The following is a 24,198-nucleotide window of genomic DNA, read 5'->3' as shown; positions in this document are numbered from 1 at the left end:
TCAGGTAATTATATTTGATCAGGCTGACCTGGGCGCGAAAATCCGGGCGGAATGCCTCCGCATGGGTGCGGAGGACTTGTGTAGCTTACGACGAGAACGACACAATGGCATGGAACCGAGATAATCATGGCAGCCGCTCCAGGGATCGGGGGCGGCGGGACGACTTTGGCGAGCCGGCATACGAGCCGCGCACGCCGCGCGCTGTCGGACCCAGCTCCTTCGACCGTCAATTGGTCAATCAGGCCAATGTCACCGCCACGGTGAAATGGTTCAACGCGTCCAAGGGGTTTGGCTTTGTCGCCCCCGCGGACGGCTCGCCGGATGCCTTCCTGCACATTTCCGCGCTGGAACGGGCCGGTCTCAGCCAGGTGGCCGAGGGCACTACCCTGCTTTGCGATCTGGGCGCTGGACAGCGTGGCCCTCAGGTGGTGTTCGTGCACGAGGTCGATGTCTCGACCGCGACCGAGACCCCCCGGGCGAGTGCTGGCGGACCCCGCCGCGAAGAGCGTGGCCCGACCCAGACCGTTGAAGGCGTGGTCAAGTTCTTCTCCGCCGAGAAGGGCTTTGGCTTCGTCGCGGTTGACGAAGGCGGGAAGGACGTGTTCGTCCATGCCAAGGCGCTGGAGCGCTCGGGCATCCCGACCCTGGAATCGGGGCAGCGCGTCCGCGTCACCACGACCCTCGGCCTGAAGGGGCCGCAGGCCGATTCGGTGGCGTTGATCTAAACATCGCTCCCGTCTGGGAACGATGGAGCGCCCCATGACGGCTTTGGGACTCCCGAAGCCGAGAGGGATGCTCTTATGGGTATGGGAGCGCGGATGGAAACATCCGCGCTTCTGCCCCGCTTCCCGAAAGAGATAAACGGCACGGTTGAAAACCACCCGTCACTGCCCCACCAAAGAATCAATTTGTGCGGCGCACAAAAAACTGTCGCCTTCGCGACCCGGTTGGCGCACAGTAGATCCGCCTTTAAAGCCAAGCGGAGCAGCCTATCAATGCTGGGACCGGCGGAACTGCGTGAGATTCATGAAGCCCTGGCCTTGGCTGGCGAAGATCCGGCTCCGCATGGGCGCGGCCCTTATCTTTCCGCTGCTTTTGCCGCCGGAATGGCTCTAACCCGAGCCCTGCGCGGCGCGACGGCTGCGCCGCCCTCGTCTGTCGAGACCGCGCCCCCTGACCAGCCCTGAAAAGACTTTTTGACATCACAGCCTGTGATATACTGCCCGCCCCTGTCAGAGGGGAGCAGGTTTGCATCACTTTTGGGGTGTCGGCAAAGCATCATGAAACTGACCATAGAGCGTGCGGCTCTGTTGAAGTCGCTGGCCCATGTACAAAGCGTGGTCGAGCGCCGCACCACTATTCCGATTCTGTCGAACGTTAAGCTTGAGGGCCGCTCAGGGCGACTTTCGCTGAACGCCACAGACATGGATCTTGACATCGCTGAAACGGTTCCGGCCGACATCAGCCAGCCCGGAGCGACCACCGCACCGGCCCACACCTTCTATGATATCGTCCGCAAGTTGCCCGAGGGCAGCCAGGTCGAGATCGAGTTCAAACCCGACGATGGTCAGATGACCCTGCGCTCGGGCCGCTCGAAATTTTCGCTCTCCTGTCTGCCGGTCGAGGATTTTCCGGTGTTGTCGGGGGGCGAGTTCCCCTTCAGTTTCACGCTGACGTCGTCCGAACTGAAGGCGCTGATCGACCGCACCCGCTTTGCGATCTCGACCGAAGAGACACGCTACTACCTGAACGGCATCTATCTCCACGCCGCCACCGGCAGCGATGGAGCGATGTTGCGGGCGGTTGCGACCGATGGCCATCGTCTGGCCCGAGCCGAGGTCACCATGCCTGAAGGCGCATCGGGCATGCCGGGCATCATCATCCCGCGCAAGACCGTCGCCGAAGTGCGCAAGCTGATCGATGAGACCGACGGTGAAATCACCGTTTCGCTCTCCGAGACCAAGCTGAAATTCGCTTTCGCCGATGCTGAACTGACCTCGAAGTTGATCGACGGAACCTTCCCCGATTATGAACGGGTCATTCCGACCGATAACGACAAGGTTCTCGACGTCGATTGCAAAAGCTTTGCCCAGGCGGTTGATCGCGTCTCGGCCATTTCGACCGAAAAGTCTCGGGCGATTAAGCTCAGTATCGAGCGGGGCACCGCGACTCTCTCGGCCTCCAGCCCCGAAAGCGGCAGCGCGGTCGAGGAGATCGAGGCCACTTACGACTCGACCCCGCTGGAAATCGGCTTCAACTCGCGTTACCTGCTCGACATCCTGTCCCAAGTCGAAGGCGAGACCGCTCGCTTTGCGATGGCCGATGCCGCGTCCCCGACCGTGGTAAGGGAAGTTGCCGATAGCAGCGCGATTTACGTCCTGATGCCGATGAGGGTGTGACCGACGCCGATACGATCATGCCTGCGGGTCCGCCCGGTCGGTTGGCGGTGCGGCGGCTGTCTTTGTCCGACTTCCGCTGTTACAGTCAGTTGCGGCTTGAGGTCGATCCCCGTCCGGTGGTTCTCACCGGCCCCAACGGAGCCGGAAAGACCAACCTGTTGGAGGCGCTGTCCTTCCTTGTCCCCGGCCGGGGATTACGGCGGGCGGTTCTGGCTGACATCGCCCGGATCGGCACCCCAACGGGGACGCCCTGGGCGGTTTCAGCCCAGGTCGAAAGCGGACCCGGCGGTCCGGTCGAAATCGGCACTGGACGCGAGGCGGGAAGCGAACGGCGGGTAGTGCGGATCGACGGACGCACGACCCGCGCGGCAGATTTGGCCGAACGGGTCACGGCACTGTGGCTGACTCCGGCAATGGACCGGCTGTTCTCCGAGGGTGCTGGCGGCCGACGCCGATTCCTCGACCGGCTGGCGTTCGGAGTGATGCCCGGCCACGCGGCCGAGGCTGGAGCCTATGAGCATGCGATGCGCGAACGCGCCCGCCTGCTCCGCACCGCTCGCGACGGCGGCCCCCGACCGGACCCGTCCTGGCTGACGGCTCTGGAAGAGGGGATGGCCCGCCACGGCATCGCCGTCGCGAGCGCCCGACGGGAAACGGCCGCAACCCTGGACCGGGCTTGCCGCCAGGGTCTGGGGCCATTTCCGGCGGCCCGGCTGGCGGTGACCGGCGATGTCGAGGGTTGGTTGGCCGAAGGGCTAGCACGGCCCGAGGCCGAGGACAAGTTACGGGCGGCTCTCAAAGCGGCCCGACCGCGCGATCAGGCGGCGGGAACCACCACCATCGGGCCGCACCGCAGCGACTTGTTGGTCCGCCACGCCGCCCACGACATTGACGCCGGACGCTGTTCGACCGGCGAACAAAAGGCGGTTCTGGTGTCGATTGTTCTGGCGCAATGCCGGGTACAATCGGAAACCGGCGGCAGGGTTCCCCTGCTGCTGCTCGACGAAGTAGTGGCGCATCTGGACGAAATCCGGCGCGCCGCTTTGTTCGACGAACTTTGCGCCCTGGGGGCGCAGAGTTGGATGACTGGGACCGACGCCCCGCTGTTCGGCGGATTTGGCGACAGAGCCCAGTTTTTCCGGGTGGCGGAGGCGTCCGTCCATCCGGGCAACGGAGTGTAAGGTGACACGATGACGACCCCCCAGCCCCCCCTGCCCCACCCCGCAGAGCAGACCCTTGCTCAGGCCGGCGCCGAAGAATACGGTGCCGATTCCATCAAGGTACTGCGTGGCCTGGAGGCGGTGCGCAAGCGTCCGGGAATGTATATCGGCGACACCGACGATGGTTCGGGCCTGCACCATATGGTGTATGAGGTGGTCGATAACGCTATCGACGAGACCCTGGCCGGTTATGCCGACCGGGTCGAAGTCACCCTGAACGGCGACGGGTCGTGCACCGTCAACGACAACGGACGCGGCATCCCCACCGACATCCACGACGAAGAGGGCATCTCCGCCGCCGAGGTGGTGATGACCCAGCTTCACGCAGGTGGCAAGTTCAACCAAAACTCCTACAAGGTCTCTGGCGGCCTGCACGGCGTCGGCGTCTCGGTCGTCAACGCATTGTCCGAAGTGCTGGACCTGCGGGTGTGGCGCGCGGGCAAAGAGCATGCGATGCGCTTTCGCATGGGCGAATCCGAAGCGCCGTTGCGGGTGGTCGCCGAGTGCGGGGACCATACCGGCACCGAGGTTACGTTCCTGCCCAGCCCGACAATTTTTACCAAGACTGAATTCGACTTCGTTACCCTGGAACACCGCCTGCGCGAGTTGGCCTTCCTCAATTCCGGGGTGCGGCTGCGGCTGACCGATCTTCGCCACGGCGAACACAAAGTCAGCGACCTCCACTACGAAGGCGGATTAGAGGAATTCGTCCGCTATCTCGACCGCTCGAAGACCTCGCTGCACACGCCTCCGATCGTGGTGAGGGGCGAGCGCGACGGCATGACGGTCGAAGTCGCGATGGAGTGGACCGACAGCTATCACGAGACTCAGCTCTGCTTTACCAATAACATCCCGCAGCGTGACGGCGGCACCCATCTGGCCGGCTTCCGCGCCGCGCTGACCCGCACCGTCAATGCCTATGCCACGGAATCGGGCATTTCGAAGCGAGAGAAAGTTGCGCTATCCGGCGACGACATGCGCGAGGGACTGACCTGCGTCCTATCGGTCAAGGTGCCCGACCCGAAATTCAGCTCCCAGACCAAGGACAAGCTGGTTAGTTCCGAAGTCCGCCCCGTGGTCGAGAACGTCGTCGGCGAGAAACTGGCGGAGTGGTTCGAAGAGCACCCGTCCGAGGCGCGCAAAGTGGTCGGCAAGGTGGTCGAAGCCGCCGCCGCCCGCGAGGCCGCCCGCAAGGCCCGCGAACTGACCCGGCGCAAGGGCGTGCTCGACATCGCCACCCTGCCCGGAAAACTGGCCGACTGCCAGGAGCGCGATCCGGCTCTGTCCGAACTCTTCATCGTCGAGGGCGATTCCGCGGGCGGATCGGCCAAGCAGGGACGCAACCGCGCCAGTCAGGCAATCCTGCCGTTGCGGGGCAAGATCCTGAACGTCGAACGCGCCCGCTTTGACAAGATGCTGTCTTCGGCCGAAATCGGCACTCTGATCGCCGCGCTCGGTACCGGAATCGGGCGCGAGGATTTCGACGTCAACAAGACGCGCTATCACAAGATCATCATTATGACTGACGCCGACGTTGACGGCAGCCATATCCGCACCCTGCTGTTGACGTTCTTCTACCGCCAGATGCCGGCCCTGATCGAGCGCGGCTACCTCTATATCGCCCAGCCGCCGCTGTATCGCGCCAAGCGGGGCCAGAGCGAGGTTTATCTGAAGGACGACCGCGCGCTTGAGGATTACCTGATCGACGCCGGTCTGTCGGACGGAGTGCTCCGCCTTGCCGATGGCATTCAGTTAGGCGGTGCCGATCTGCGCGCGCTGACCGAACAAGCCCGCACCATCCGCCATCTGCTTACCCCGCTGGCCCGCCGGGTTCCGATGGCGCTGGCCGAGCAAGCCACAATCGCCGGAGCGTTCAACCCCGCATTGTTGACCGATCCGGTTGGCGGCGCGGCGATGGCCAACATTCTGGCCGCCCGCCTCGACATGCTGGAAACGCCGCTGGAACGCGGCTGGCAGGGAAGCTGGCACGAAGGCGACGGCTATGTGATGGCTCGTACCCTGCGCGGCGTTACAGAAACTCACGCCCTGGACGCCTCGATCATCCGGTCGGCCGAGGCGCGGCGACTGCTCGACCTCGCCCCCCGTCTGCGCGAAAGCTTTGCCGCCGCCGCAACCCTGATCGCAAAAGACCGTGAAACCGCGTTGCCCGGTCCGGTCGCCCTGGTGTCGGCGATCATGGAACAGGGCCGCAAGGGCGTCGCGATCCAGCGCTATAAAGGACTGGGCGAAATGAACCCCGAGCAATTGTGGGAAACCACGCTGGACCCCCAGGCACGGTCCCTGCTCCAGGTCCGGGTCTCCCAAGCCGACGAGGCCGAACAGGTGTTCTCGACCCTGATGGGCGATATCGTCAAGCCGCGTTACGACTTTATCCAGTCCAACGCCCTGAAGGTCTCGAACCTCGACGTATAGCCAGTTTTTTGGCGATATCTTCGTTGATTCTTCTCAAGAAGAACGGGGGCCGATTCCGGCCCCCGGCCGAGCCTGGAGTCTTTTCCATTCAAATGGAATCGACTCTAGGATTCTGCCCAAGGCCGTAGATCCTTCAGGGCTGTCGCGGCTCAATCGCCCGCTTGGCCGCCGCCGCAATGGCGGCCAGGTCCCGACCGATGGGTCAAATCGAGGGTTGGCCGGCATAAAATCCCGGAAAAGAAGAGTGGGATAGCTTCACCCCCCAACCAAACGATCACGCCAACATTACAAAAGCCTCACCTCGCCGAAATGCTGCTGTAATCCTGACGCTGCCATGATCTTCACATGATGTTCGGTCATACGGTCACCTGACAGCAGAAATAGACCTCTTTCTTGATCCTCGGCGGCTTTGAACTCCCCGCCTCCGGTTTGTGTCCTTGCCCCCCAGGAGACACAGATCACAGCGCCAAGAACGTGCCCCACCCCGCGTTCAGGCGAGTAGAAATAGCCCCCGCTTTTCCCCCCGGAAGCGGGGGTTTTTCATGGTGGATGCACCGATGCCCCCAACGAAAAAGCCCCAGCCGGTCACCCGGCGGGGCTTTTGTCGTTCTGAACACCCTCGATCCGAGGACAGGTTCAGTTATTACGCTCAGAAGGTGTGGGAAGCTCGATGTTGACCTCCAGCACCGACAAATGCTGTTCGCGCTCCAGCTTGACCTGGACCCGATCCTCATCGACCGAAACGTATTTGCGGATAACCTCGATCAGCTCACGCTGAAGCTGGGGCAGGAAGTCAGCGCCGGACAGACCGGCGCGCTCGTGAGCCAGTAAAATTTGTAACCGTTCACGAGCGGCTTCAGCGGTTTTCTTGGGCCGACGGCTGAAAATGCCGAGGACGCTCATGCAGTCCTCCTCAGCAAACGGTCGATCAGGCCACGCTTGGACCCACGCGGAACCGTCACTGGAACATCATCGCCAAGGAGACGGCCCACAGCCTCGGCATAGGCCCGTCCGGCCAGCGACTTCTCATCCAGGATCACCGGGGTGCCGACATTCGACGCCTGAAGCACCGAGGGGCATTCAGGAATGATGCCAAGCAGCGGCACGGCCAGGATGTCCTGCACATCCTCGACTTTCAACATCTCGCCTTTCTCGACCCGCTCGACGTCATAGCGGGTCAGCAGCAGATTCTGGATAATCGGCTCGCCCTGCTCGGCTCGGCGCGACTTACTGGTCAACAGGCCGATCATTCGGTCGGCGTCGCGCACCGACGAAACTTCGGGGTTCGACACCACGATCGCCTCGTCCGCGAAATACATCGCAAGAAACGCACCGCGCTCGATCCCGGCGGGGCTGTCGCAAATGATATAGTCGAACTCTTCGCGCAGTTCGCCGATCACCCGCTCGACCCCGTCCTGGGTCAGCGCGTCCTTGTCGCGAGTCTGCGACGTCGGCAGCACGAACAGATTTTCCAGCCGCTTGTCCTTGATCAGAGCCTGATGCAGCTTGGCGTCACCATTGATGACATTGATAAAATCGTACACCACCCGACGCTCACAGCCCATGATGAGGTCGAGATTCCGCAGGCCGACGTCGAAATCGATGACGGCGGTCTTGAACCCGCGCAAGGCAAGACCGGCAGACAACGCCGCCGCAGAAGTCGTCTTACCGACTCCGCCCTTGCCTGAGGTGACGACGATGACTTTTGCCAACGGTTTTCCCCTATCTTAAAAACGATTACAGGGCCTGCTGAACCAGTGCCTCGCCATCGACGCAAATCTGGACGGGCTTGCCGATTAGAGTCGGCTCCAATTGCTCGCTGACCATGTAGAGACCGGCTACCGACACTAATTCGGCATCGAAGGCACGACAAAAAATACGGGCGGACTTGTCGCCGCTCATCCCCGCCAGGGCACGGCCCCGCAATGGACCATAAACATGTATGTGTCCATCAGCCAGCAATTCAGCGCCATGACTGACCGCGCCCAGTACAATCAGATCGCCTTTATGGGCGTAGACCTGCTGGCCAGAGCGCACCGGCTCGGCCAGAATGCGGGTGCCGCTGGCAGCCTTGGACGGCTCCTTGGCTATCGGTTGAGCGTCTGTGGCCCGGCCGGTGGGAAAAGGCGGCAGCCCGGCCAGAGCAGCGGCGCGTTCCCACGCAGCATTGGCGCGCTGAATCCCGACAGGAACGATTCCCAGTTCCTTGATTCGGACGCAGAACTCGACCAGATCGCATGGAGGTCTAAGCCCAGTACCCGACAGATCGAGCACGATCGGCGCGTTGCGGTAGAATCCTGGTGCGAGCGAGAGCATAGTGGCCAACCGGGGGAAAAATTCGGGATCGGCCGGATTGACCACCTTCAAAGTCAACAGCGTCAGAGACGCGGCACGCAGTTGGAACGGCGCAGCCTCTTCGGTGATGCTGGTGATTGGCCGCACACCCTGTTCGTCGATGCCCATGATTTATCCTCACCCTGAAGCGGGACCATGCCGCACGGAAACGGCGAGGTCAAGAATCAGAAGCATCTCGGGCGGCCAAAGCAGTGCTTTTCTTCGGTCACCCGGTGACAATTTCTTATATTGCTGATATATTGCCTGATGAAATTGTATTTAGCGAGCGGATTGGGAGGATAGTATGTCCATCTCAGCCTTGGCAGCAACAACAGCCCAAACCAATTACCCAATTTTGGTCAATGGCTTACTCTGCTATAGCTCTGCCGACGTCCTGGCAGCCAGAAGCGGCGGGAAGTTACAAAAAAATACCGACGATACCACCGGGACGGAAACGACGACGAAAACAGCGTCGAACACCGTAACGGCGCAAGCTCGTGCTGTCGCATCGGCAGCACAAACCGCCGACGCTGTGGGGTCGGCAACGCAGTCCACGACCACAGACAAGACCAAAGACCCAACCCGACGCGGACTTCAGGTCGATCTTTTCGTCTGATCCGACAAAGCATCCAACACGGCGTCAGGCTGCTCCGACATCAGCATGTGGCCGGCACCGGGGATGATCCGTGTGTGCGCTCCAGGAATAAGGGCGGCCAGGGCCATCCCGGCTTTAGCTGGACTCATCTTATCGGCTTCGCCCAGGATAAGCGTGGTGGGGACGCCAACCCGAGATGCGGCCCACGAGCCGTCATAGGCATCACAGGCGGCAAGTCCAGCCGCCAGCACGCCGGGAACCGACCGTTCAAGCAGAAGACGGGTCGCTTCCGCCGCATCCGTCCCCTCGATTGCATGCCCCCACCCCGCGATCATGGCAGCGGCGCGGGGTAAATCGTCATGGGCGGCAGCGAGCAAAGCGGGGTGAACCGGCATTCGCGCCGCCACACCGAGCAACGCCAGCCCGGTGAGCCGGCCAGGATAGCGCGCGGCAAAGTCGAGGGCGGCCAGCGCTCCCATCGAATGACCGACGACCAGCCCCGGCGGCAGCCCCGCCGCATCCAGTAAAGCGGCCAGGGCATCAGCCAAAGCAGGGATCGAATCGGGCGCGGCTCCATTGGAACGGCCATGACCGGGCAGATCGACCGCCAACACACGCCACCCCAGCCGAGCCAGCCCTGCCCCCTGATAGGTCCAGACTCCATGATCGGACCCGGCACCGTGCACCAGCACCGCCACGGGACCATCGGATCGGTCCTCGGTCACTTCGATGAACTGGCGTCCTGCCGCGAGATCAATCCACAGCGCGCTCATTGGATCAGGTTCCGGAAAGGGGAAAAGGAGGATGAAATCCTTCCCTGAATACCGACGAAAGTCCAGCGGCGACGAAAGCCCTGGTAAATTACCTATAAATCTACTATTTAAGTTACCTGTTGTCGCGCCTCCGGTGGGTTCTGGGCACCGACGCGGCCTGGGAGGAGAAACGATGATGGGATCAGCAACGGAGGTCTCTCTTCTTGACGAAGATCCGGCGATAACCGGGGCGCTGTTCGCCGACATTCGTGCCGCGATCGGGCGCGGACGCGACCGTCTGGAGCCATCATGCCTGCTGGTTCTCGACATCGATCATTACCGCGCCTTGGTCGAGGATCGCGGTGACGAGAGCGCTCATCACGCTTTAATCCGGGTGGCGCACACGATTGTCGGAATGCTGCCGCCCGGAACGCCTGCGGCACGACTGGGCAGCGACAAATTCGCCGCATTGCTGAATGCAACCGGGTTGCGGGATGCCCTGCGTCTGGCCGAAACCATACGCGCGACCCTGGCTGGAGTCGGGCCGAGGCCCGAGACCGCGACAGACCCGTTTTCGGTCAGCATCGGCGTGGCCGACGCCGTAGGTCTGCATGGCGAGACTCCCGCCGCCGCGCTGGAACGCGCCGGGGAAGCCCTATTCCGCGCCAAGCGCGAGGGTCGCAACCGCACCAAGGTCGCGCACCCGCCCCGCCCAATCCTGACCGAGATAAGATCACAACCATGAATGCCAGACCCGGCATCACCACCGAAGTGCCCGCCTTGCCCCTCGAGTCCGATCCGTCCTTCGAATCGCTGCTGCTGACCGATGAACGCCTACGCGCTTTCAACGAGACAGTTCCGGCTGGAATCCTGATCGTTGCGGTCGAGGATGGGAGGGTGTTGTTTTCCAATCGGTTCTTCAACGAAGTGCTGGGGTTTGAAGGAGCCGGAATCCTCGGCCACGGCTGGCGCGAATTATTTGTCGATCACGACGACCGCGAACGGATGCTGGTGACATTCATCGAACAGGGCGAGGTACGCAATTTCGAACTGCGACTGCGCCGTCCCGATGGACGGTTGGTGTGGGGGCTGGTGTCGTTGTCGGAAATCCCCATACGGGGCGAGGATCTGCTGCTGTTCGCGTTCGTCGATATTTCCGCGCTGAAAGAAGCTGAAGAAGAAATTCGCCGCTTGGCCAATCACGACGCCTTGACCGGGCTGAGGACTCTGCGCAGTTTCCGCGATCTGGTCGAGGAGGCGCTGGTCCGTGCACAGAGGGAACAGAGCGAATTCGCGATTTTGTTCGTCGATCTCGACCGCTTCAAACCAGTCAACGACACGTTCGGTCACGAAGCGGGCGATTTTGTGCTAAAGGAAGTCGCGCGACGGCTCCATTCCTGTGTCCGCGCCACTGACGCAATCGGGCGCATCGGTGGCGATGAGTTCGTCGTTCTGGCTGAAAATATCTCTGTACGGCTGGCACGGCGTATCGCCACCCGGATTGTCGCCGAGATGGAGCGCCCGTTCGCTTTGCCCAGTGGTGAAGTCCGCATCGGAGCCAGCCTGGGAATCGCCCTTTATCCCCGTCACGGCAATGGACTGGACACTCTGATGAAGGCCGCGGACGACGCGATGTACCGCGTCAAGCGCACCACCCGCGGCGCACTGGCGATCGCCGGACGATAGGCCCGGAGGGACGACAGACCCACGCGGTTATTTGGTCTCGGACGCCGCGCACGGATCGGCCTCGCCACGATGCAACCGCTCCACGCTGGCGGCGATCGTCCGGGCCAGCCGGGTCGAGCCATCGGCCAAGGCGGCGACGGCATCGTCGGGCGAGGTTCCCGGCAACGGAATGACAAACCCGGCGCGGCAAACCGCCGGACCGCCCTGAGGCAGGCGACGAACGGTCCACGATCCCTCGACCAACGCCTGATGGCCAGGAGAGGCATCGAAACGCTCGATCCGCAACGCCAAACGATATTGCGGCAACGGACTGGCCGACAGTGCCACCGGCGCACGATACGTGTCGGCGGCACGCAAACGACGCCACAGGGCATCGGCGACGATCTGGCGCATCTCATCGGCCAGCGGCGCGGCCCAACGGTCGCCATCGCGAACCTCGACCGGACGCCCATCTCCCCCGCTCAACACCAGATCCTGGCGGTTCAGTCGCTCGGGAAGAGCGGGCGGCAAGAGTTCGACCAGCATTGCCGCACTGCCCACCCCAGCCAGATCGACCGGAACCGCCCCTCCCGACAAAGCGTGGTAACGCGGTGGCGGGGATGATCCGCAGCCAGCCAGACTCAGCAGCGCCGCGACGCCCACGGCGGTTAGAGCGATGTGTCTCATCTGTTCTGGTCCTTCTTGCCGCGCAGCAGGGATTCCGGCTGACGGTCCAACGTGTCGGTCAAGGTCTTCAGCGAGCGGGCCGCCTCGGCCAGCCCTTGCAGCGCTTGGCGGGTGTCCTGCTGCAACGGCGAATCCGCCGCCGCCTGAGTCTGGAGCGATTCGACCGTCTTACGCATTTCCTTCAGGCTATCGCGAATCTCGGGCAGAACATCACGGTCGGTCTGGCGCAGCACGGCGTCAAGGCTCTTCAGGCTGGCATCGAGTCCGACCATCACCTTGTGGGTGTCCTGCCCCAACGTATCGAACGGCACCTTGTCGAGCTTGCGCAGGATTCCCTGGACCTGCTGATACAATTCCTGGAAGTCACCGGCGACAGTGGGAAGTTCCATCGGATCGGCCGAGGAATCGAACCGAACCGGCGGCGCGTCGGGGAAGAAATCAAGCGCGACGAACAATTGCCCAGTCAGCAGGCTCCCGGTTCGCAACTGAGCACGCAGCCCCCGCCGCACCAAATCGGCAATGCCTTTCGCCCGTGCGGCGGCGGCGTCCTTACCGCTCCGGACATGGGCACCGATCGCCAGCCGTTCGGGGAAGACATCGACCATCACCACCGGCGAGAAATCGCCGGTCTGCCGATCGTAGATCAGGTCGATTGAGCGTACCCGTCCCATTTCGACGCCACGAAAATCGACCGGCGCCCCGACGGTCAGGCCGCGCACAGTCTGGTGAAAGCGCAGCAGCACGGTAAAGGCATTACCTTCTGGATTCTTCAACGCCTCACCATGGTCGGCAGCCAGGGGGAATTCGGCCCCATTCTGAGCCGGTTCCGCTTCAGCCGACCCGGCCGGAGTCTCAAACGCAATGCCGCCCATCAGAATCGAAGCCAGCGACTGAGTATCGACCTTGACCCCATTGGCATCGATCTTCAGATCGATACCGCTGGCATGCCAGAAACGGGCGCTGGTGGTGACAAAACGGTCGTAAGGAGCCTTAACGAAAATCCGAAGCGACAGGCTGCGGCCATCCTGGGCCAACTCGGTGCTCTCGATATGACCGACCGGGATGCGGCGAAAGAACACCGGCGAGCCGACATCAAGCGAACCGATATCTTCTGAATTCAAAACGAAACGACGGCCCGGCACATCGGACGACACCACCGGCGGGCTTTCCAGGCCGGTGAAATTATCGCGCGTCTCGTCCGAATAACCAGCATCGACGCCGATATACGATCCCGACAGTAAAGTATCGAGTCCCGAGACTCCGCTACCGGCGAGACGGGGGCGTACCACCCAGAACCGGCTGTCGGCGACGGCGAATTTGCTCGCCTCCTTGACCAGATTGATCGTCACCAACACCTGCGAGCGATCTTCGGCCAGATGCAGGGCGGTGACCTCGCCGATATCGACCGCCTTGAATTTCACCTTGGTCTTGCCGGGTTCGATGCCCTCAGCGGTGGCGAAGCTGACAGTGATGGTCGGCCCCTTCTCCCGCAATGCCTGGATCACCAGGGACGCCCCGATCAGCGCCGCCAGCAGCGGCACCAGCCAGACCATCGACGGCACCCAGCGCCGGGGCGGGTGAACATCCGGCTCGGGGACAGACTGCACCAGATCATCGCTCATCGCATCTCTCGTCATTGTCCCAGATCAGGCGGGAATCGAAACTGAAGGAAGCCAACATCGTCAGTACCACCACCGCACCAAAGGCGGCGGCACCCGGTCCGGCCTCGACCATCGCCAGCGAATGGAAACGGACCAAACCGGCCATCAGGGCGACCACGAACACATCCAGCATCGACCAGCGACCGACGAATTCGACGATGCGGAACAGCACCATGCGCTGGCGCCGGGTCCGGGCCGAGCCATGACGCACCGAAACCACCAGGAAGCCAAGGGCTCCCATCTTCAGGATTGGAATCAAGATGCTGAAGGAAAAAATCAGCACCGCCAACCCAACCGATCCCGTGTTCCAGAAATAGACCACGCCACTGATGATAGTGTCGTGAGTCTTATGGAACAGCGAGGTCGTTACCATCACCGGCAAAAGGTTGGCGGGCAGGTACAGGATGATTGCCGCCACCAACAAGGCCCAGGTGCGGTTAAGGCTGTCGGGCTTGCGGCGGTGAAGGACGCCGCCGCATCTGGGGCAGGTCATCCGACCAGGATGGCGGGGGGAGAGAGCGCCGCAATGGTCGCAAGCCACCAACCCGACTCGATCCGCCGTCACCATCGGGGGAAGCACAGTCATGATCCGTTCTCATCCCACAAGGACCGCAGATCGAAGGTCAGGATCGCCGCCAACAGGATCGTCAGGGCACCGAATGCCCACAACGCCACGCCCGGCAGGATGTGAGCCATGTTCGACAGCTTGACCAGGGCGACCAGGACTCCCAGCATGAACACTTCGGTCATTCCCCACGGGCGCATCGACTGGAGAAAACGCAGCAGCGGCGCGAACCAGACCGGACGTGTCGCCCCGCCCTGCCGCATCCGCACCGCGACCGACAGCAACGCCGTCATCGCCAGCAAATCGAGCAACGGAAACAATTGAGTCGTCGCGAAAACCAGCACGGCCATCAGCCGCCGCCCCTCGGTCCACAAGGTCACGATACTGCCGGACAGCGTGGCGCTGTTACTGACGCCCTGCACCTGCATCACGACGATCGGATAAGCATTGGCGATGATAAACGTGAGCAGCGCCCCGGTCACCAACCCCAACATCTGATCGGGGCCAATCCGGGATCGACCATACAGGCGGGCACCGCAACGCGGGCAGCGCGCGGTTTCGCCTCGTTTCAACCGTCGTCTCCGGTATAGGGCGTCGCATTCGGGACAGGCGCCAAGCTCTTCCGTCATGTCGATCCGCTTTGTCGGTTTGCAAAAGGCGAGAAGAGTGCCAAACGCTATCATCCCGGATGGGGGGCTGTCTGCCCTCGGCTCCGACGGTCAGCGTTGCACGGATCGAGCGCCTGTTCCTATCGAAAAACCACATGGAATCGGGAACGGCCACGGTGTTCAAACCCGGCGGCGCGCCCGCAAGGCGGCCGTGATGGTCCCGTCATCAAGATGATCGAGATCGCCGCCGATTGGCACCCCCTGAGCCAACCCAAACACCGCGGCCCGCCCCCCCGCCAAACGCTCGGCCAGATAATGCGCGGTGGTCTGTCCTTCGACGGTCGCGGGCAAAGCCAGGATGACCTCGGCCAGATCGGGGGCGGCGGCGCGCTCGATCAGCCGGTCAATGCCAAGATCCTCGGGACCGAGGCCATCCAACGCCGACAGCAGCCCCCCCAGCACGATATAACGACCACGGAAGCTGCCGGTTCGTTCCATCGCCCACAGCGCGGCGACATCCTCGACCACGCATAACAAAGTGGGATCGCGGCGAGGATCGGCGCAGATTGCACAGGGATCGACGGTATCGAAATTGCCGCACAGGCGGCAGGGAGCAACCCGCGCCGCGGCATCGGTCATCGCCCGCGCCAGCGGCTCCATCAGAGTCTCGCGCCGTTCCAGCAGTTTCAGCGCCGCCCGCCGGGCCGAACGCGGCCCCAAGCCGGGCAGACGCGCTAACAACTGGATCAACCGCTCGATTTCGGGTCCGACCATCGCGGTCAAACCCGAACCGGAGCGGCCGGCCCCCGCCCCGCCGGGAGTCCGGCCGGGGGGATCAGAACGGCAACTTCAGACCAGCGGGCAGCCCCATGCCGCCGGTGATCTTCTCCATCTCTTCCTGCATCACGGCCTCGGCCTTGGTCTTGGCATCGGCAAAGGCGGCGAGGATCAGATCCTCCAGCACCGAGATCTCTTCGGAATTGACCAGGGCGGGATCGATAGAGACCTTGCGCAGATCGTACTTGCCGGTAATAGTCAGCCGGACCATGCCCGCACCAGCCGAACCTTCGACTTCGGTCTCGGCCAACTTGGCCTGCATCTCGCCCATCTTGGCCTGCATCTGCGAGGCCTGCTTCATCAGATTACCCAGGTTCTTCATAGATCTTCCTCTCCAGGAAACAGTTCGAGTTCAATATCAGGCCCGGCTTCGCCCTCGTCGGGCGCAGGCTCGGGCGACGGTGCCACGTCGAGATCGCGCACGGCCTCAATCGCGGCTCCGGGAAAAGCGGCCATAACCGCTTTGACCAGAGGATGGTTGGCGGCGTCCTGGCGGCGGCGCAACTCGGCGCCCGCCTCCTGCTCCGCAAGAGTTGGTTCGGCAGGTTCGGTCGCATTCAGCGTGACGGTCCAGCGCCGCCCGGTCCAGTCCGACAACAATCGGGCGACCTTGGGAGCCAGATCGGACGGCGCTTTCGATTGTTGACGCCATTCGATCCGACCGGGCGCAAACGAAACCGGATTGACCTGGGTACGCAGGCTGACAGCCAACACACCTTCGCGCCGTTCGGAAAACAGCTCCACCACCTCGGCGAAACTGGTCGGCATCGGCGGCAGGGACACCGGCGGATTCAATGGAACCGGCTCGGCCCGCAACGCCACCGCACCGCCGCCACCGCCACCGCCATGGCCGGACGGAACCGGAGCATGACCGCCGATTGCTTCGACCCGACCGCCGCCGGAAGGCGCGCCACCACCCGATGGCCCACGCGGCGGCGGCATCACGCCAGAGCGAAGCTGTTCGACCAGTTCGGCCGGGCTGGGCAATTCAGCGGCAAAGGCCAGCCGCACCACCGCCATCTCGGCCGCCTGGATCGGACTGGGGGCGGAACGGGTCTCGGCCAACCCCTTCAGCAGCATTTGCCAGGCGCGGGTCAACGCCGCCAGCGACAGCCCCCCGGCCATCTGGCCGCCCCGCACCCGCTCGGTTTCAGAGACACCCGCGGTGTCGGCGGCAGCGGGAGAAACTTTCAGCCGGGTCAGCCAGTGGACCAGTTCCAGCATATCCTGGATCACCACCACCGGATCGGCTCCGGCTGCATATTGCTGGTCGATCAGATCGAGCGCCGGGGCAATTTCGCCCTTAAACACCGCATCCAGCAGATCGAACACGCGGGCGCGGTCAGCCAGCCCGAGCATGTCGCGGACTTGGGCCTCGGTAACCTGACGGCTGCCATGGCTGATCGCCTGATCGAGCAGCGACAGGCCATCGCGAACCGATCCATCGGCGGCCCGCGCGATCATCGCCAGCGCGCCCGGCTCGATCTCGGCCTCTTCCTTGGCGGCAATCGCGGCGAAATGGCGGGACAGAACGTCCATTTCGACCCGGCGCAGGTCGAAGCGCTGACAGCGTGACAGCACCGTCACCGGCACCTTGCGAATTTCGGTAGTGCAGAACACGAACTTCATGTGTTCCGGGGGTTCTTCAAGCGTCTTCAGAAGCGCGTTCCACGCCTTCTCCGACAGCATGTGCACTTCGTCGAGAATGAAAACCTTGTAGCGCGCCGAGGTCGGGCGATACCGCACCTGATTGGTCAGTTCGCGGATGTCGTCGATGCCGGTACGGCTGGCGGCGTCCATTTCCAAGATATCGACATGACGGTCCTCGGCGATGGCGCGGCAATGCTCGCACACACCGCACGGCTCGATGGTCGGGCCGCCCTTTCCATCGGGGCCGATACAGTTCAAGGCACGGGCGATGATGCGGGCGGTGGTGGTCTTGCCCACCCCGCGCACCCCGGTCAGGACGAAGGCGTGGGCCAGACGGCCGCCGCGAATCGCGTTGGACAGGGTGCGAACCATCGCCTCCTGCCCGATCAAACCGGCAAAATCAGTTGGCCGGTACTTGCGGGCCAAGACGCGGTACGGAGCGGGAGCGGTGATGTCGGTCATCGCGGCAGAATATATCGCGCCGTCGCCGATGCAAAGTCCCGCGCGACCCCTTCAGGTGCGGTTATCTCAGCCCGTTGAACAGCTGGTAGACAGAATCGGAAATGCTCGCAAGCCCTGAAGGGCTTGAACGTCATACCGTTGCTACGATTGAGTGAGGTGGGAGACCGGACAACGACCCAAATCTGAAATCGCTGCGGCTGCTTCCTTCCGGACCTGACCGGGTTGGCGATAGATTCGTCCGCCGCCGATCTCCCGGCCGCTTATCTACAGGCGACGAGATCGGCTGGCAAGCACAAAAAACACAGCCACAGGCAACACTACCTGATTGTTCGGAAGGGAACGGGTTAAACGGCAAACGACAGAACCGGAACCGGGCCAACACTCGCCTCCTCAGCGCTACTTCGGCCGGTCAATGTTGGCTTCAGGAAGTGTGCAGCTTCCACCAGGGTCTTCCTGTCCGCCACACCGCACGATCAGCCGCGTGGACAAATCGACGCGCGCAAATACGATCAGAAGGTGGAGCAAAGTTCCAACGGGAGCGCTTGGCCCAACCAGAGCCTCCATGCGAGATCACCCGCCAGCGTATTTCTCTTCACCTAAACCGAATGAACGTCTCTACATTATATATTTTTAATTTTCTTTTTTCATCCAGCGCGGACAGAACTGAAGAAATGGATAACCGTTTCGCGCCTGTGTCTGATCATGGTGATGACGAATGGATATTTACTTCATCCCGACAAGCTCTTCCGCCCTCAATGGAGTAGCGAACGGAGCCGCCGGAGGCATACTGATCGGCATCGCTGCCGGAGTGATGATGCTCGGCAACGGCCGTATTGCCGGGGTCAGCAGTTTTTTCGCCGGACTAACCGGCCAGATTCCGCCGACGTGGAAGGAAGATCTTCTGTTTCTGGCTGGCCTGCCCCTCGGCGGACTGATCTTCGTGCTGTGGCGGGGTGAGCCGCATCTGCTTATTCCCGATTCACCCTGGGTTCTGGCAGGGGCCGGATTTTTGGTCGGATACGGCGCCCGAATGGCCAACGGCTGCACCAGCAGTCACACCATCTGCGGTCTGGCCCGCCTGTCCAGACGCTCTTTGGTCGCCACCGCTGTATTCATCGCCACTGCGATCGTGACGGCCGCCGGGAGAGCATTGCTGTGAATGGAACGACGATCGCAAGAGCGGCGATAGCGCTGACCAGTGGCACGATTTTCGGTCTCGGACTGGCAATTTCTGGAATGATCGACCCCAGAAAAGTGCTGGGTTTCTTCGACATCTTCGGAGCATGGGACCCCAGTCTAGCCGGAATGTTGATCACCGCTATTCCGGTGACCTTTCTCTTTTACCGCCTGAGCGGTCGCCGCAGCGCATCGCTGACCGGGCGGCCGTTTCCTCCATCCGCACCCCTGCGGGTCGATAACCGACTGATCGTTGGCGCGGCACTCTTTGGAGTGGGTTGGGGGCTTGCCGGTCTCAGCCCCGGCCCCGCCCTAGAAGCCCTGGCATTCGATGCCCGCGCCCTTGTGTTTGTCACCGCAATGGCAACCGGCATGATTGTTCACCACACGACATCGCAGAACCGCCGACCGTAGGGAATTCGTACAACCAAATTTTGAGAATTCTGGCATGACGTTTGCTTGGGTGCCCTTGGTGCATTTACGCACCTCCGTCACAAAGGACCAACTCCATGCCTCGTCAGATCGCATTTTACGGCAAAGGCGGCATCGGCAAGTCCACCACCTCGCAGAACACCCTCGCGGCACTGGTCGAGATGGGTCAGAAGATTCTGATCGTTGGCTGCGATCCCAAGGCGGATTCGACCCGTCTGATCCTGAACTGCAAGCTTCAGGACACCGTGCTGCACCTCGCAGCCCAGGCCGGGTCGGTCGAAGACCTCGAACTCGAAGACGTGATGAAGATCGGCTACAAGGGCATCAAGTGCACCGAAGCTGGCGGGCCTGAGCCGGGCGTCGGTTGCGCCGGTCGTGGCGTTATCACCGCCATCAACTTCCTGGAAGAGAACGGCGCTTACGACGACGTCGATTATGTCTCTTACGACGTGCTGGGCGACGTGGTGTGCGGCGGCTTCGCGATGCCGATCCGCGAGAACAAGGCCCAGGAAATCTACATCGTCATGTCGGGAGAAATGATGGCGTTGTTCGCTGCCAACAACATCGCCAAGGGTATCTTGAAGTATGCTGGCGTTGGCGGCGTCCGCATTGGCGGCCTGATCTGCAATGAGCGTCAGACCGACCGCGAACTCGATTTGGCCGAGACCATGGCAAAGCGCCTCAATACGCAAATGATCCACTTCGTCCCGCGCCATAACATCGTCCAGCACGCCGAATTGCGCCGCCAGACCGTGATCCAGTACGCCCCGGATTCGTCGCAAGCCGACGAATACCGCTCGCTCGCGACCAAGATCCACGCCAATGCCGGCAAGGGCACCATCCCGACCCCGATCACGATGGAAGAGTTGGAGGATATGCTGGTCGAATTCGGCATCATGAAGTCGGATGAGGAGCAACTGGCCGAGATTCAGGCCAAGGATGCGGCCGGACTCTAGAGCGAATTTCGATCTGGCCGGATGTATTGCCGCTTGCCAGGCGGGTACATCCGACACCGCCCCCCTTCCGCCGGGCGGAAGGGGGGCTTATTTTATCTGCGGCAGACCGTGCCGTAAGCTTCCTGTCGCGTTCAATACAAAGTGACGGTTTCCAGACTTTTCCAAGCCGAAACCCGACAAAATCACAAATAATCAGGCATCGATAGAAATAAATTCCGCAACTCACCAGCCTGAGAATTTATTTTTTATTCAACTCAAAACAGCCATATCCTCACGAACAAAGGGGCGCAATTCGCTAAAACGACCGTCGCGTACCTTGATCGGCCATTCCCAATCGGTCAGCAAAGCTCGCCCCACCGCGACCAGATCGAACTCTTCCCGCTCCAGCCGACGGATAACATCGTCGAACCCCGCCGGTTGCGACCCCTCCCCCCGGAAGGCACCGAGAAACTCGCCCGACAGCCCAACCGAGCCGACGGTAATCGTCGGCTTGCCGGTGACCTTCTTGGCCCATCCAGCAAAATTGAGGTCGGAGCCATCGAACTCCGGCTCCCAATAGCGGCGTTGCGAGCAATGGAAGATATCGGTTCCGGCCTCGGCCAACGGCTCCAGCCATTGACGCAGCTCCTCGGGCGTTGTGGCGAGCCTTGCCTTGTAATCCTGCTGTTTCCATTGCGACACGCGCAGGATCAGGGGCAAATCTGGCCCCAGAGCGGCCCGCATCGCTTTAACCACCTCGACGGCAAAGCGGCTGCGCTCGGCCAGAGTCGGGCCGCCCCAGCGGTCAGTGCGGCGGTTGGTGCGGTCCCAGAAGAACTGATCGATCAGATAGCCGTGAGCAGCGTGAATCTCGACAGCATCAAAGCCGATCCGCGCCGCCGCCGTGGCGGCTCGACCATAGCCCGCAATGACATCGGCAATGTCTTCTTCACTCATCGCCCGTCCCGGCGGTGCATCCAGCCCAATCACCCCAGACGGGCTTTCCAAACCGCCCGGCGGCAACCAGGACTTCATCGGATTGGGCGCTCCCCCGACATGCCAGACTTGCGGCGCAATCAGCCCCCCGGCGGCATGAACCTGATCGACCACGGTTTGCCAGACGTCCAGAGCCTCGCCATGAAACAGCGGAATATTAGGATCATTGCGGGCGGCGGGGCGATCGATCACCGTCCCCTCGGTAACGATCAGCCCGACATCGCCCTCGGCCCGACGGCGATAATAATCCACCACCGCCGGAGTCGGAATCCCGTCCGGGCTGAACAGACGGGTCATCGGGGCCATCACGATCCGATTGGGCAAGCGGAGGGACTTGCAGGCGAATGGCTGAAACAGGGCTTGAGTCGAAGCGGTCTCGGCGGTCATCGCGAACGTCTCCTTCACACGGGGTGGGGGGATCGGCGTTGCAACAGCGCCATCACCGCCGGGATCAGCACGATAGCGCCCATCATGTTCCACAGGAACATGAAGGTCAGCAACAACCCCATGTCAGCCTGGAACTTGATATCGGAGAAAACCCAACTCATCACCCCGATCGCCAGGGTTACCCCGGTCATCGCCACCGCCGTACCCGTTGTTTTCAGAGTCTCCACATAGGCGTCGGGCAAGGACAGCCCATTTTCCAGATACGATTCCAGCCGGTTATAGATATAGATACCGTAATCGACACCGATACCGACCCCGAGAGCGATCACCGGCAAAGTCGCGACTTTCACCCCCAATCCCAACTGGGCCATGATCGCCTCGCACAGCACCGAGGTGATGTAGAGCGGGAACATGATCGCCACCACCACCCGCCAGGAGCGGAACTCCCACAACAGCAAGATCGCGACGATGCCATAGACCAGGAACAACATCGTTCGCTCTGCGCTTTTGATAACGATGTTGGTCGCCCCTTCAATCCCGGCAGTGCCTGCGGCGAGCAAGATCTGAATGTCCTGAGTGTTGGCTCGGGCCGCAAATTTTTCGGACGCTTCGATCACGCGGGTCAGGGTCTCGGCCTTGTGATCGGTCAGATAGAGCATCACCGGCACCATCGAGCAGTCGCTGTTATGCAGCTCGGGCGGGATCATCTTGTAGACGGCGTTCGAGACATAGCGGTCCCGGCTGATCGCAGACCAGCGCAAGTCACCGCCATTGGTTCCGGAGATCGATTTTTTCATCGCATCGACCATCGAGGCGGAAGATTCCACCCCCGGCACGCTTTCCATTTCCCACTGATAGCGATCGATCAGAGCCGCCACCGGATAGGAACCGCACTCGCCGGATGCGGTTCGCACCATCGCGACGAAGACGTCGGGACTGGTGGCGTAATGAGCGGCAAAGAAGGCGACGTCGCGGTTATAGCGGGAGTCGGCTCGTAATTCCGGCGCTCCGGGATCAAGGTCTCCGATCTTGAGATCGCGCCCGGCGACGTGGGCGCCAACCAGCAGCGCCAGCGCTACCCCGACCGCGACAGCAGCCCACCGCGGCTTGGCCGCCTGCGCGATCAGAAACGCGATCCGGCGCGGCTGCCGACGCGCCTTGGCGCGCTGATCGGCGATTGCCCGCTCTCCCACGCCGACATAGGACATCAATACCGGCAACAACAGCATCTTGGTGATGATCACAACCGCGACACCGATGCTGGCGCTGATCGCCAATTCCTGGATGACCCCGATCTGGATCACCAGCAAGGTCGAAAAGCCAACGGCGTCGCAGACCAGCGCGATCGACCCAGGCACGAACAACAGGCGGAAGGTGACCTTGGCCGCTTCCAGGGTCGAATGACCGGCGGCCCGCATGCTGGCCATCGTGTTGATATTCTGCACCGCATGGCTGACCCCGATCGCGAAGGTCAAGAACGGCACCAGGATCGAATAGGGGTCGAGACCGAACCCCAGCAACCGAACGATGCCCAACTGCCACAGCACCGCCAGCCCGCAGCAGAACACCGTGACCAGGGTGCTGCGCAAACAGCGCGAATACCAGAACAGCAAGGCCGTGGTCAGGACGAAGGTGACGCCAAAGAAAAGCAGGATGACCTGGGCTCCGGCAATCAGGTCGCCGACGATCTTGGCAAAGCCGGTGATATGGATGCGAACCGTTCCATCCTGAAAGCGATCGCGCACCTTTTGCTCAAGCTGTTCGGAGAAGCGGCCGTAATCGAGCTTGGCCCCGGTCTGGGGATCGATTTCAAGCAATGGGGCCAGAACCACCGCCGAGCGGTGATCCGAGGCAACCAGGCTGCCGACCCGCCCCGAACGCAAGACGTTGGTGCGAACCTCGGCCAGCATCCGCTCCGACCCATCGAACCCCTGAGGCACGATGACGCCGTTACGCATCCCTTCCTCGGTGACCTCGTACCACATCACGTTGGGAGTCCACAGCGACTTCAGATTGCCGCGATCGACGCCGGGGATATAGAAAACCTCGTCGGTGACTTTCCGCAGAGTTTCCAGGAAATCCTTTGAATAGATGTCGCCGTCCACCGCTTCGACGGCGATGCGAACGACATTGCCAAGAGGTCGCAACTCGCTTTCATACTTGAGAGTGTTGGCGATATAGGGATGCCCCGCAGGAACCATCTTCTGGAAACTGGCATCGGCGGTCAGCCCGGTGGCGAGATAGGCAAAGACCAGCGACGCGATTCCCATCACCACCAGAATCAGCGGACGGAAGCGGAACAGCAGATTCTCGACCCAGACCTCAATGGCGTGGGCAGTGTGGTGATGGAGCAGATCAGGGTCGGTATCAGTACGAATGCGGGTCTCGGCGGCAGTCATAAGCA

At 62.0% G+C, this 24,198-nt stretch carries 24 protein-coding genes and 1 other RNA gene; 11 read left to right on the top strand and 14 right to left on the bottom strand.

The window, feature by feature from the left end:
* The first annotated feature begins 104 nt into the window (after positions 1–104).
* From PHAMO_RS20305 to gyrB, 5 genes are all read left to right on the top strand, one after another.
* Entirely contained in the window at positions 105–725 is a 621-nt protein-coding gene (locus PHAMO_RS20305) for a cold-shock protein (RefSeq protein ID WP_002728218.1), read from the top strand.
* Between the two features lie 270 nt (positions 726–995).
* Positions 996–1,187 carry a hypothetical protein gene (locus PHAMO_RS08075; protein WP_040566458.1) on the top strand — a complete coding sequence of 64 codons (192 nt, stop codon included), beginning with the start codon at positions 996–998 and terminating at the stop codon, positions 1,185–1,187.
* A 93-nt stretch (positions 1,188–1,280) separates the two neighbouring features.
* Positions 1,281–2,399, top strand: coding sequence for a DNA polymerase III subunit beta (gene dnaN, locus PHAMO_RS08070; RefSeq protein ID WP_002728216.1), 1,119 nt, complete (start codon positions 1,281–1,283; stop codon positions 2,397–2,399).
* Positions 2,396–3,580, top strand: a complete 1,185-nt coding sequence (gene recF / locus PHAMO_RS08065; protein ID WP_002728215.1) for a DNA replication/repair protein RecF — start codon at positions 2,396–2,398, stop codon at positions 3,578–3,580. Before dnaN ends, recF begins: the two co-directional genes overlap by 4 nt.
* Before the next feature lie 9 nt (positions 3,581–3,589).
* Entirely contained in the window at positions 3,590–6,052 is a 2,463-nt protein-coding gene (gyrB, locus tag PHAMO_RS08060; protein WP_002728214.1) for a DNA topoisomerase (ATP-hydrolyzing) subunit B, read from the top strand.
* A gap of 636 nt (positions 6,053–6,688) precedes the next feature.
* Here the strand turns inward: gyrB and minE are convergent.
* The 3 genes from minE to minC are packed head-to-tail and all read right to left on the bottom strand — an operon-like array spanning position 6,689 to position 8,515.
* Positions 6,689–6,955, bottom strand: a complete 267-nt coding sequence (gene minE, locus PHAMO_RS08055) for a cell division topological specificity factor MinE (protein ID WP_002728212.1) — start codon at positions 6,953–6,955, stop codon at positions 6,689–6,691.
* The gene (gene minD / locus PHAMO_RS08050; protein WP_002728211.1) at positions 6,952–7,764 is read right to left on the bottom strand and encodes a septum site-determining protein MinD; all 813 of its coding nucleotides are present in this window, start codon (positions 7,762–7,764) and stop codon (positions 6,952–6,954) included. The genes minE and minD overlap by 4 nt, the downstream gene beginning before the upstream one ends.
* A 25-nt stretch (positions 7,765–7,789) precedes the next feature.
* Positions 7,790–8,515: a septum site-determining protein MinC gene (gene minC, locus PHAMO_RS08045; RefSeq protein WP_002728210.1), complete on the bottom strand. Its 726-nt coding sequence runs from the start codon at positions 8,513–8,515 to the stop codon at positions 7,790–7,792.
* 175 nt (positions 8,516–8,690) lie between these two features.
* Here minC and PHAMO_RS19385 point away from each other — a divergent pair, with 175 nt between their 5' ends.
* Positions 8,691–9,002, top strand: coding sequence for a hypothetical protein (locus tag PHAMO_RS19385; protein ID WP_155801614.1), 312 nt, complete (start codon positions 8,691–8,693; stop codon positions 9,000–9,002).
* Here the strand turns inward: PHAMO_RS19385 and PHAMO_RS08040 are convergent.
* Positions 8,981–9,754, bottom strand: a complete 774-nt coding sequence (locus PHAMO_RS08040) for an alpha/beta fold hydrolase (RefSeq protein ID WP_002728209.1) — start codon at positions 9,752–9,754, stop codon at positions 8,981–8,983. The genes PHAMO_RS19385 and PHAMO_RS08040 overlap by 22 nt on opposite strands.
* A 172-nt stretch (positions 9,755–9,926) precedes the next feature.
* Here PHAMO_RS08040 and PHAMO_RS08035 point away from each other — a divergent pair, with 172 nt between their 5' ends.
* Together PHAMO_RS08035 and PHAMO_RS08030 are read left to right on the top strand one after the other, a co-directional pair.
* Entirely contained in the window at positions 9,927–10,478 is a 552-nt protein-coding gene (locus PHAMO_RS08035; RefSeq protein WP_002728208.1) for a GGDEF domain-containing protein, read from the top strand.
* On the top strand, positions 10,475–11,419 hold the full coding sequence (locus PHAMO_RS08030) for a sensor domain-containing diguanylate cyclase (RefSeq protein WP_002728207.1): 945 nt from the start codon (positions 10,475–10,477) through the stop codon (positions 11,417–11,419). The genes PHAMO_RS08035 and PHAMO_RS08030 overlap by 4 nt, the downstream gene beginning before the upstream one ends.
* 27 nt (positions 11,420–11,446) lie before the next feature.
* On the opposite strand, the gene PHAMO_RS08025 is transcribed toward PHAMO_RS08030, so the two are convergent.
* The 8 genes from PHAMO_RS08025 to ffs all read right to left on the bottom strand — a co-directional run bounded on the left by PHAMO_RS08025 (position 11,447) and on the right by ffs (position 18,122).
* Entirely contained in the window at positions 11,447–12,085 is a 639-nt protein-coding gene (locus PHAMO_RS08025) for a PqiC family protein (protein ID WP_002728206.1), read from the bottom strand.
* Positions 12,082–13,707, bottom strand: a complete 1,626-nt coding sequence (locus PHAMO_RS08020; RefSeq protein WP_040566457.1) for a PqiB family protein — start codon at positions 13,705–13,707, stop codon at positions 12,082–12,084. Before PHAMO_RS08020 ends, PHAMO_RS08025 begins: the two co-directional genes overlap by 4 nt.
* Positions 13,697–14,332, bottom strand: coding sequence for a paraquat-inducible protein A (locus tag PHAMO_RS08015; RefSeq protein ID WP_002728204.1), 636 nt, complete (start codon positions 14,330–14,332; stop codon positions 13,697–13,699). The genes PHAMO_RS08020 and PHAMO_RS08015 overlap by 11 nt, the downstream gene beginning before the upstream one ends.
* Positions 14,329–14,940, bottom strand: a complete 612-nt coding sequence (locus tag PHAMO_RS08010) for a paraquat-inducible protein A (protein WP_002728203.1) — start codon at positions 14,938–14,940, stop codon at positions 14,329–14,331. Before PHAMO_RS08010 ends, PHAMO_RS08015 begins: the two co-directional genes overlap by 4 nt.
* A 159-nt stretch (positions 14,941–15,099) precedes the next feature.
* Entirely contained in the window at positions 15,100–15,693 is a 594-nt protein-coding gene (recR, locus tag PHAMO_RS08005) for a recombination mediator RecR (protein ID WP_002728201.1), read from the bottom strand.
* Positions 15,694–15,754: 61 nt separating this feature from the next.
* Entirely contained in the window at positions 15,755–16,078 is a 324-nt protein-coding gene (locus PHAMO_RS08000) for a YbaB/EbfC family nucleoid-associated protein (protein WP_002728199.1), read from the bottom strand.
* A complete protein-coding gene (locus PHAMO_RS07995; RefSeq protein ID WP_002728197.1) occupies positions 16,075–17,868 on the bottom strand; it encodes a DNA polymerase III subunit gamma/tau in 1,794 nt (597 codons plus the stop codon). Before PHAMO_RS07995 ends, PHAMO_RS08000 begins: the two co-directional genes overlap by 4 nt.
* A gap of 155 nt (positions 17,869–18,023) precedes the next feature.
* Positions 18,024–18,122, bottom strand: an RNA gene (gene ffs / locus PHAMO_RS18490) — signal recognition particle sRNA small type.
* Between the two features lie 461 nt (positions 18,123–18,583).
* On the opposite strand from ffs, the gene PHAMO_RS07990 reads away from it, so the two are divergent.
* From PHAMO_RS07990 to nifH, 3 genes are all read left to right on the top strand, one after another.
* On the top strand, positions 18,584–19,027 hold the full coding sequence (locus PHAMO_RS07990) for a YeeE/YedE family protein (protein ID WP_002728194.1): 444 nt from the start codon (positions 18,584–18,586) through the stop codon (positions 19,025–19,027).
* Complete coding sequence (locus PHAMO_RS07985) at positions 19,024–19,458, top strand: DUF6691 family protein (RefSeq protein WP_002728192.1); 435 nt, start codon at positions 19,024–19,026, stop codon at positions 19,456–19,458. Before PHAMO_RS07990 ends, PHAMO_RS07985 begins: the two co-directional genes overlap by 4 nt.
* Positions 19,459–19,553: 95 nt before the next feature.
* Positions 19,554–20,432: a nitrogenase iron protein gene (nifH, locus tag PHAMO_RS07980; RefSeq protein ID WP_002728190.1), complete on the top strand. Its 879-nt coding sequence runs from the start codon at positions 19,554–19,556 to the stop codon at positions 20,430–20,432.
* Positions 20,433–20,681: 249 nt separating this feature from the next.
* Here nifH and PHAMO_RS07975 read toward each other — a convergent pair whose 3' ends face one another.
* Positions 20,682–21,794: an NADH:flavin oxidoreductase gene (locus PHAMO_RS07975; RefSeq protein ID WP_040566456.1), complete on the bottom strand. Its 1,113-nt coding sequence runs from the start codon at positions 21,792–21,794 to the stop codon at positions 20,682–20,684.
* A 14-nt stretch (positions 21,795–21,808) separates the two neighbouring features.
* The gene (locus PHAMO_RS07970; protein WP_002728188.1) at positions 21,809–24,193 is read right to left on the bottom strand and encodes an efflux RND transporter permease subunit; all 2,385 of its coding nucleotides are present in this window, start codon (positions 24,191–24,193) and stop codon (positions 21,809–21,811) included.
* Positions 24,194–24,198: the final 5 nt, after the last annotated feature.

The sequence above is a fragment of the Magnetospirillum molischianum DSM 120 genome, from assembly GCF_000294655.1.
In the GTDB taxonomy this organism is placed as follows: domain Bacteria; phylum Pseudomonadota; class Alphaproteobacteria; order Rhodospirillales; family Magnetospirillaceae; genus Phaeospirillum; species Phaeospirillum molischianum.
This window is presented reverse-complemented; position numbering and strand designations above follow the sequence as displayed.

Bases quoted from the DNA above. Each gene is read 5' to 3' on its own strand.
- PHAMO_RS20305 (WP_002728218.1), top strand. From the start codon at position 105: ATGGCATGGAACCGAGATAATCATGGCAGCCGCTCCAGGGATCGGGGG.
- PHAMO_RS08075 (WP_040566458.1), top strand. From the start codon at position 996: ATGCTGGGACCGGCGGAACTGCGTGAGATTCATGAAGCCCTGGCCTTG.
- dnaN (WP_002728216.1), top strand. From the start codon at position 1,281: ATGAAACTGACCATAGAGCGTGCGGCTCTGTTGAAGTCGCTGGCCCAT.
- gyrB (WP_002728214.1), top strand. From the start codon at position 3,590: ATGACGACCCCCCAGCCCCCCCTGCCCCACCCCGCAGAGCAGACCCTT.
- minE (WP_002728212.1), bottom strand. From the start codon at position 6,955: ATGAGCGTCCTCGGCATTTTCAGCCGTCGGCCCAAGAAAACCGCTGAA.
- minC (WP_002728210.1), bottom strand. From the start codon at position 8,515: ATGGGCATCGACGAACAGGGTGTGCGGCCAATCACCAGCATCACCGAA.
- PHAMO_RS19385 (WP_155801614.1), top strand. From the start codon at position 8,691: ATGTCCATCTCAGCCTTGGCAGCAACAACAGCCCAAACCAATTACCCA.
- PHAMO_RS08040 (WP_002728209.1), bottom strand. From the start codon at position 9,754: ATGAGCGCGCTGTGGATTGATCTCGCGGCAGGACGCCAGTTCATCGAA.
- PHAMO_RS08035 (WP_002728208.1), top strand. From the start codon at position 9,927: ATGATGGGATCAGCAACGGAGGTCTCTCTTCTTGACGAAGATCCGGCG.
- PHAMO_RS08030 (WP_002728207.1), top strand. From the start codon at position 10,475: ATGAATGCCAGACCCGGCATCACCACCGAAGTGCCCGCCTTGCCCCTC.
- PHAMO_RS08025 (WP_002728206.1), bottom strand. From the start codon at position 12,085: ATGAGACACATCGCTCTAACCGCCGTGGGCGTCGCGGCGCTGCTGAGT.
- PHAMO_RS08020 (WP_040566457.1), bottom strand. From the start codon at position 13,707: ATGAGCGATGATCTGGTGCAGTCTGTCCCCGAGCCGGATGTTCACCCG.
- PHAMO_RS08015 (WP_002728204.1), bottom strand. From the start codon at position 14,332: ATGACTGTGCTTCCCCCGATGGTGACGGCGGATCGAGTCGGGTTGGTG.
- PHAMO_RS08010 (WP_002728203.1), bottom strand. From the start codon at position 14,940: ATGACGGAAGAGCTTGGCGCCTGTCCCGAATGCGACGCCCTATACCGG.
- recR (WP_002728201.1), bottom strand. From the start codon at position 15,693: ATGGTCGGACCCGAAATCGAGCGGTTGATCCAGTTGTTAGCGCGTCTG.
- PHAMO_RS08000 (WP_002728199.1), bottom strand. From the start codon at position 16,078: ATGAAGAACCTGGGTAATCTGATGAAGCAGGCCTCGCAGATGCAGGCC.
- PHAMO_RS07995 (WP_002728197.1), bottom strand. From the start codon at position 17,868: ATGACCGACATCACCGCTCCCGCTCCGTACCGCGTCTTGGCCCGCAAG.
- PHAMO_RS07990 (WP_002728194.1), top strand. From the start codon at position 18,584: ATGGATATTTACTTCATCCCGACAAGCTCTTCCGCCCTCAATGGAGTA.
- nifH (WP_002728190.1), top strand. From the start codon at position 19,554: ATGCCTCGTCAGATCGCATTTTACGGCAAAGGCGGCATCGGCAAGTCC.
- PHAMO_RS07975 (WP_040566456.1), bottom strand. From the start codon at position 21,794: ATGACCGCCGAGACCGCTTCGACTCAAGCCCTGTTTCAGCCATTCGCC.
- PHAMO_RS07970 (WP_002728188.1), bottom strand. From the start codon at position 24,193: ATGACTGCCGCCGAGACCCGCATTCGTACTGATACCGACCCTGATCTG.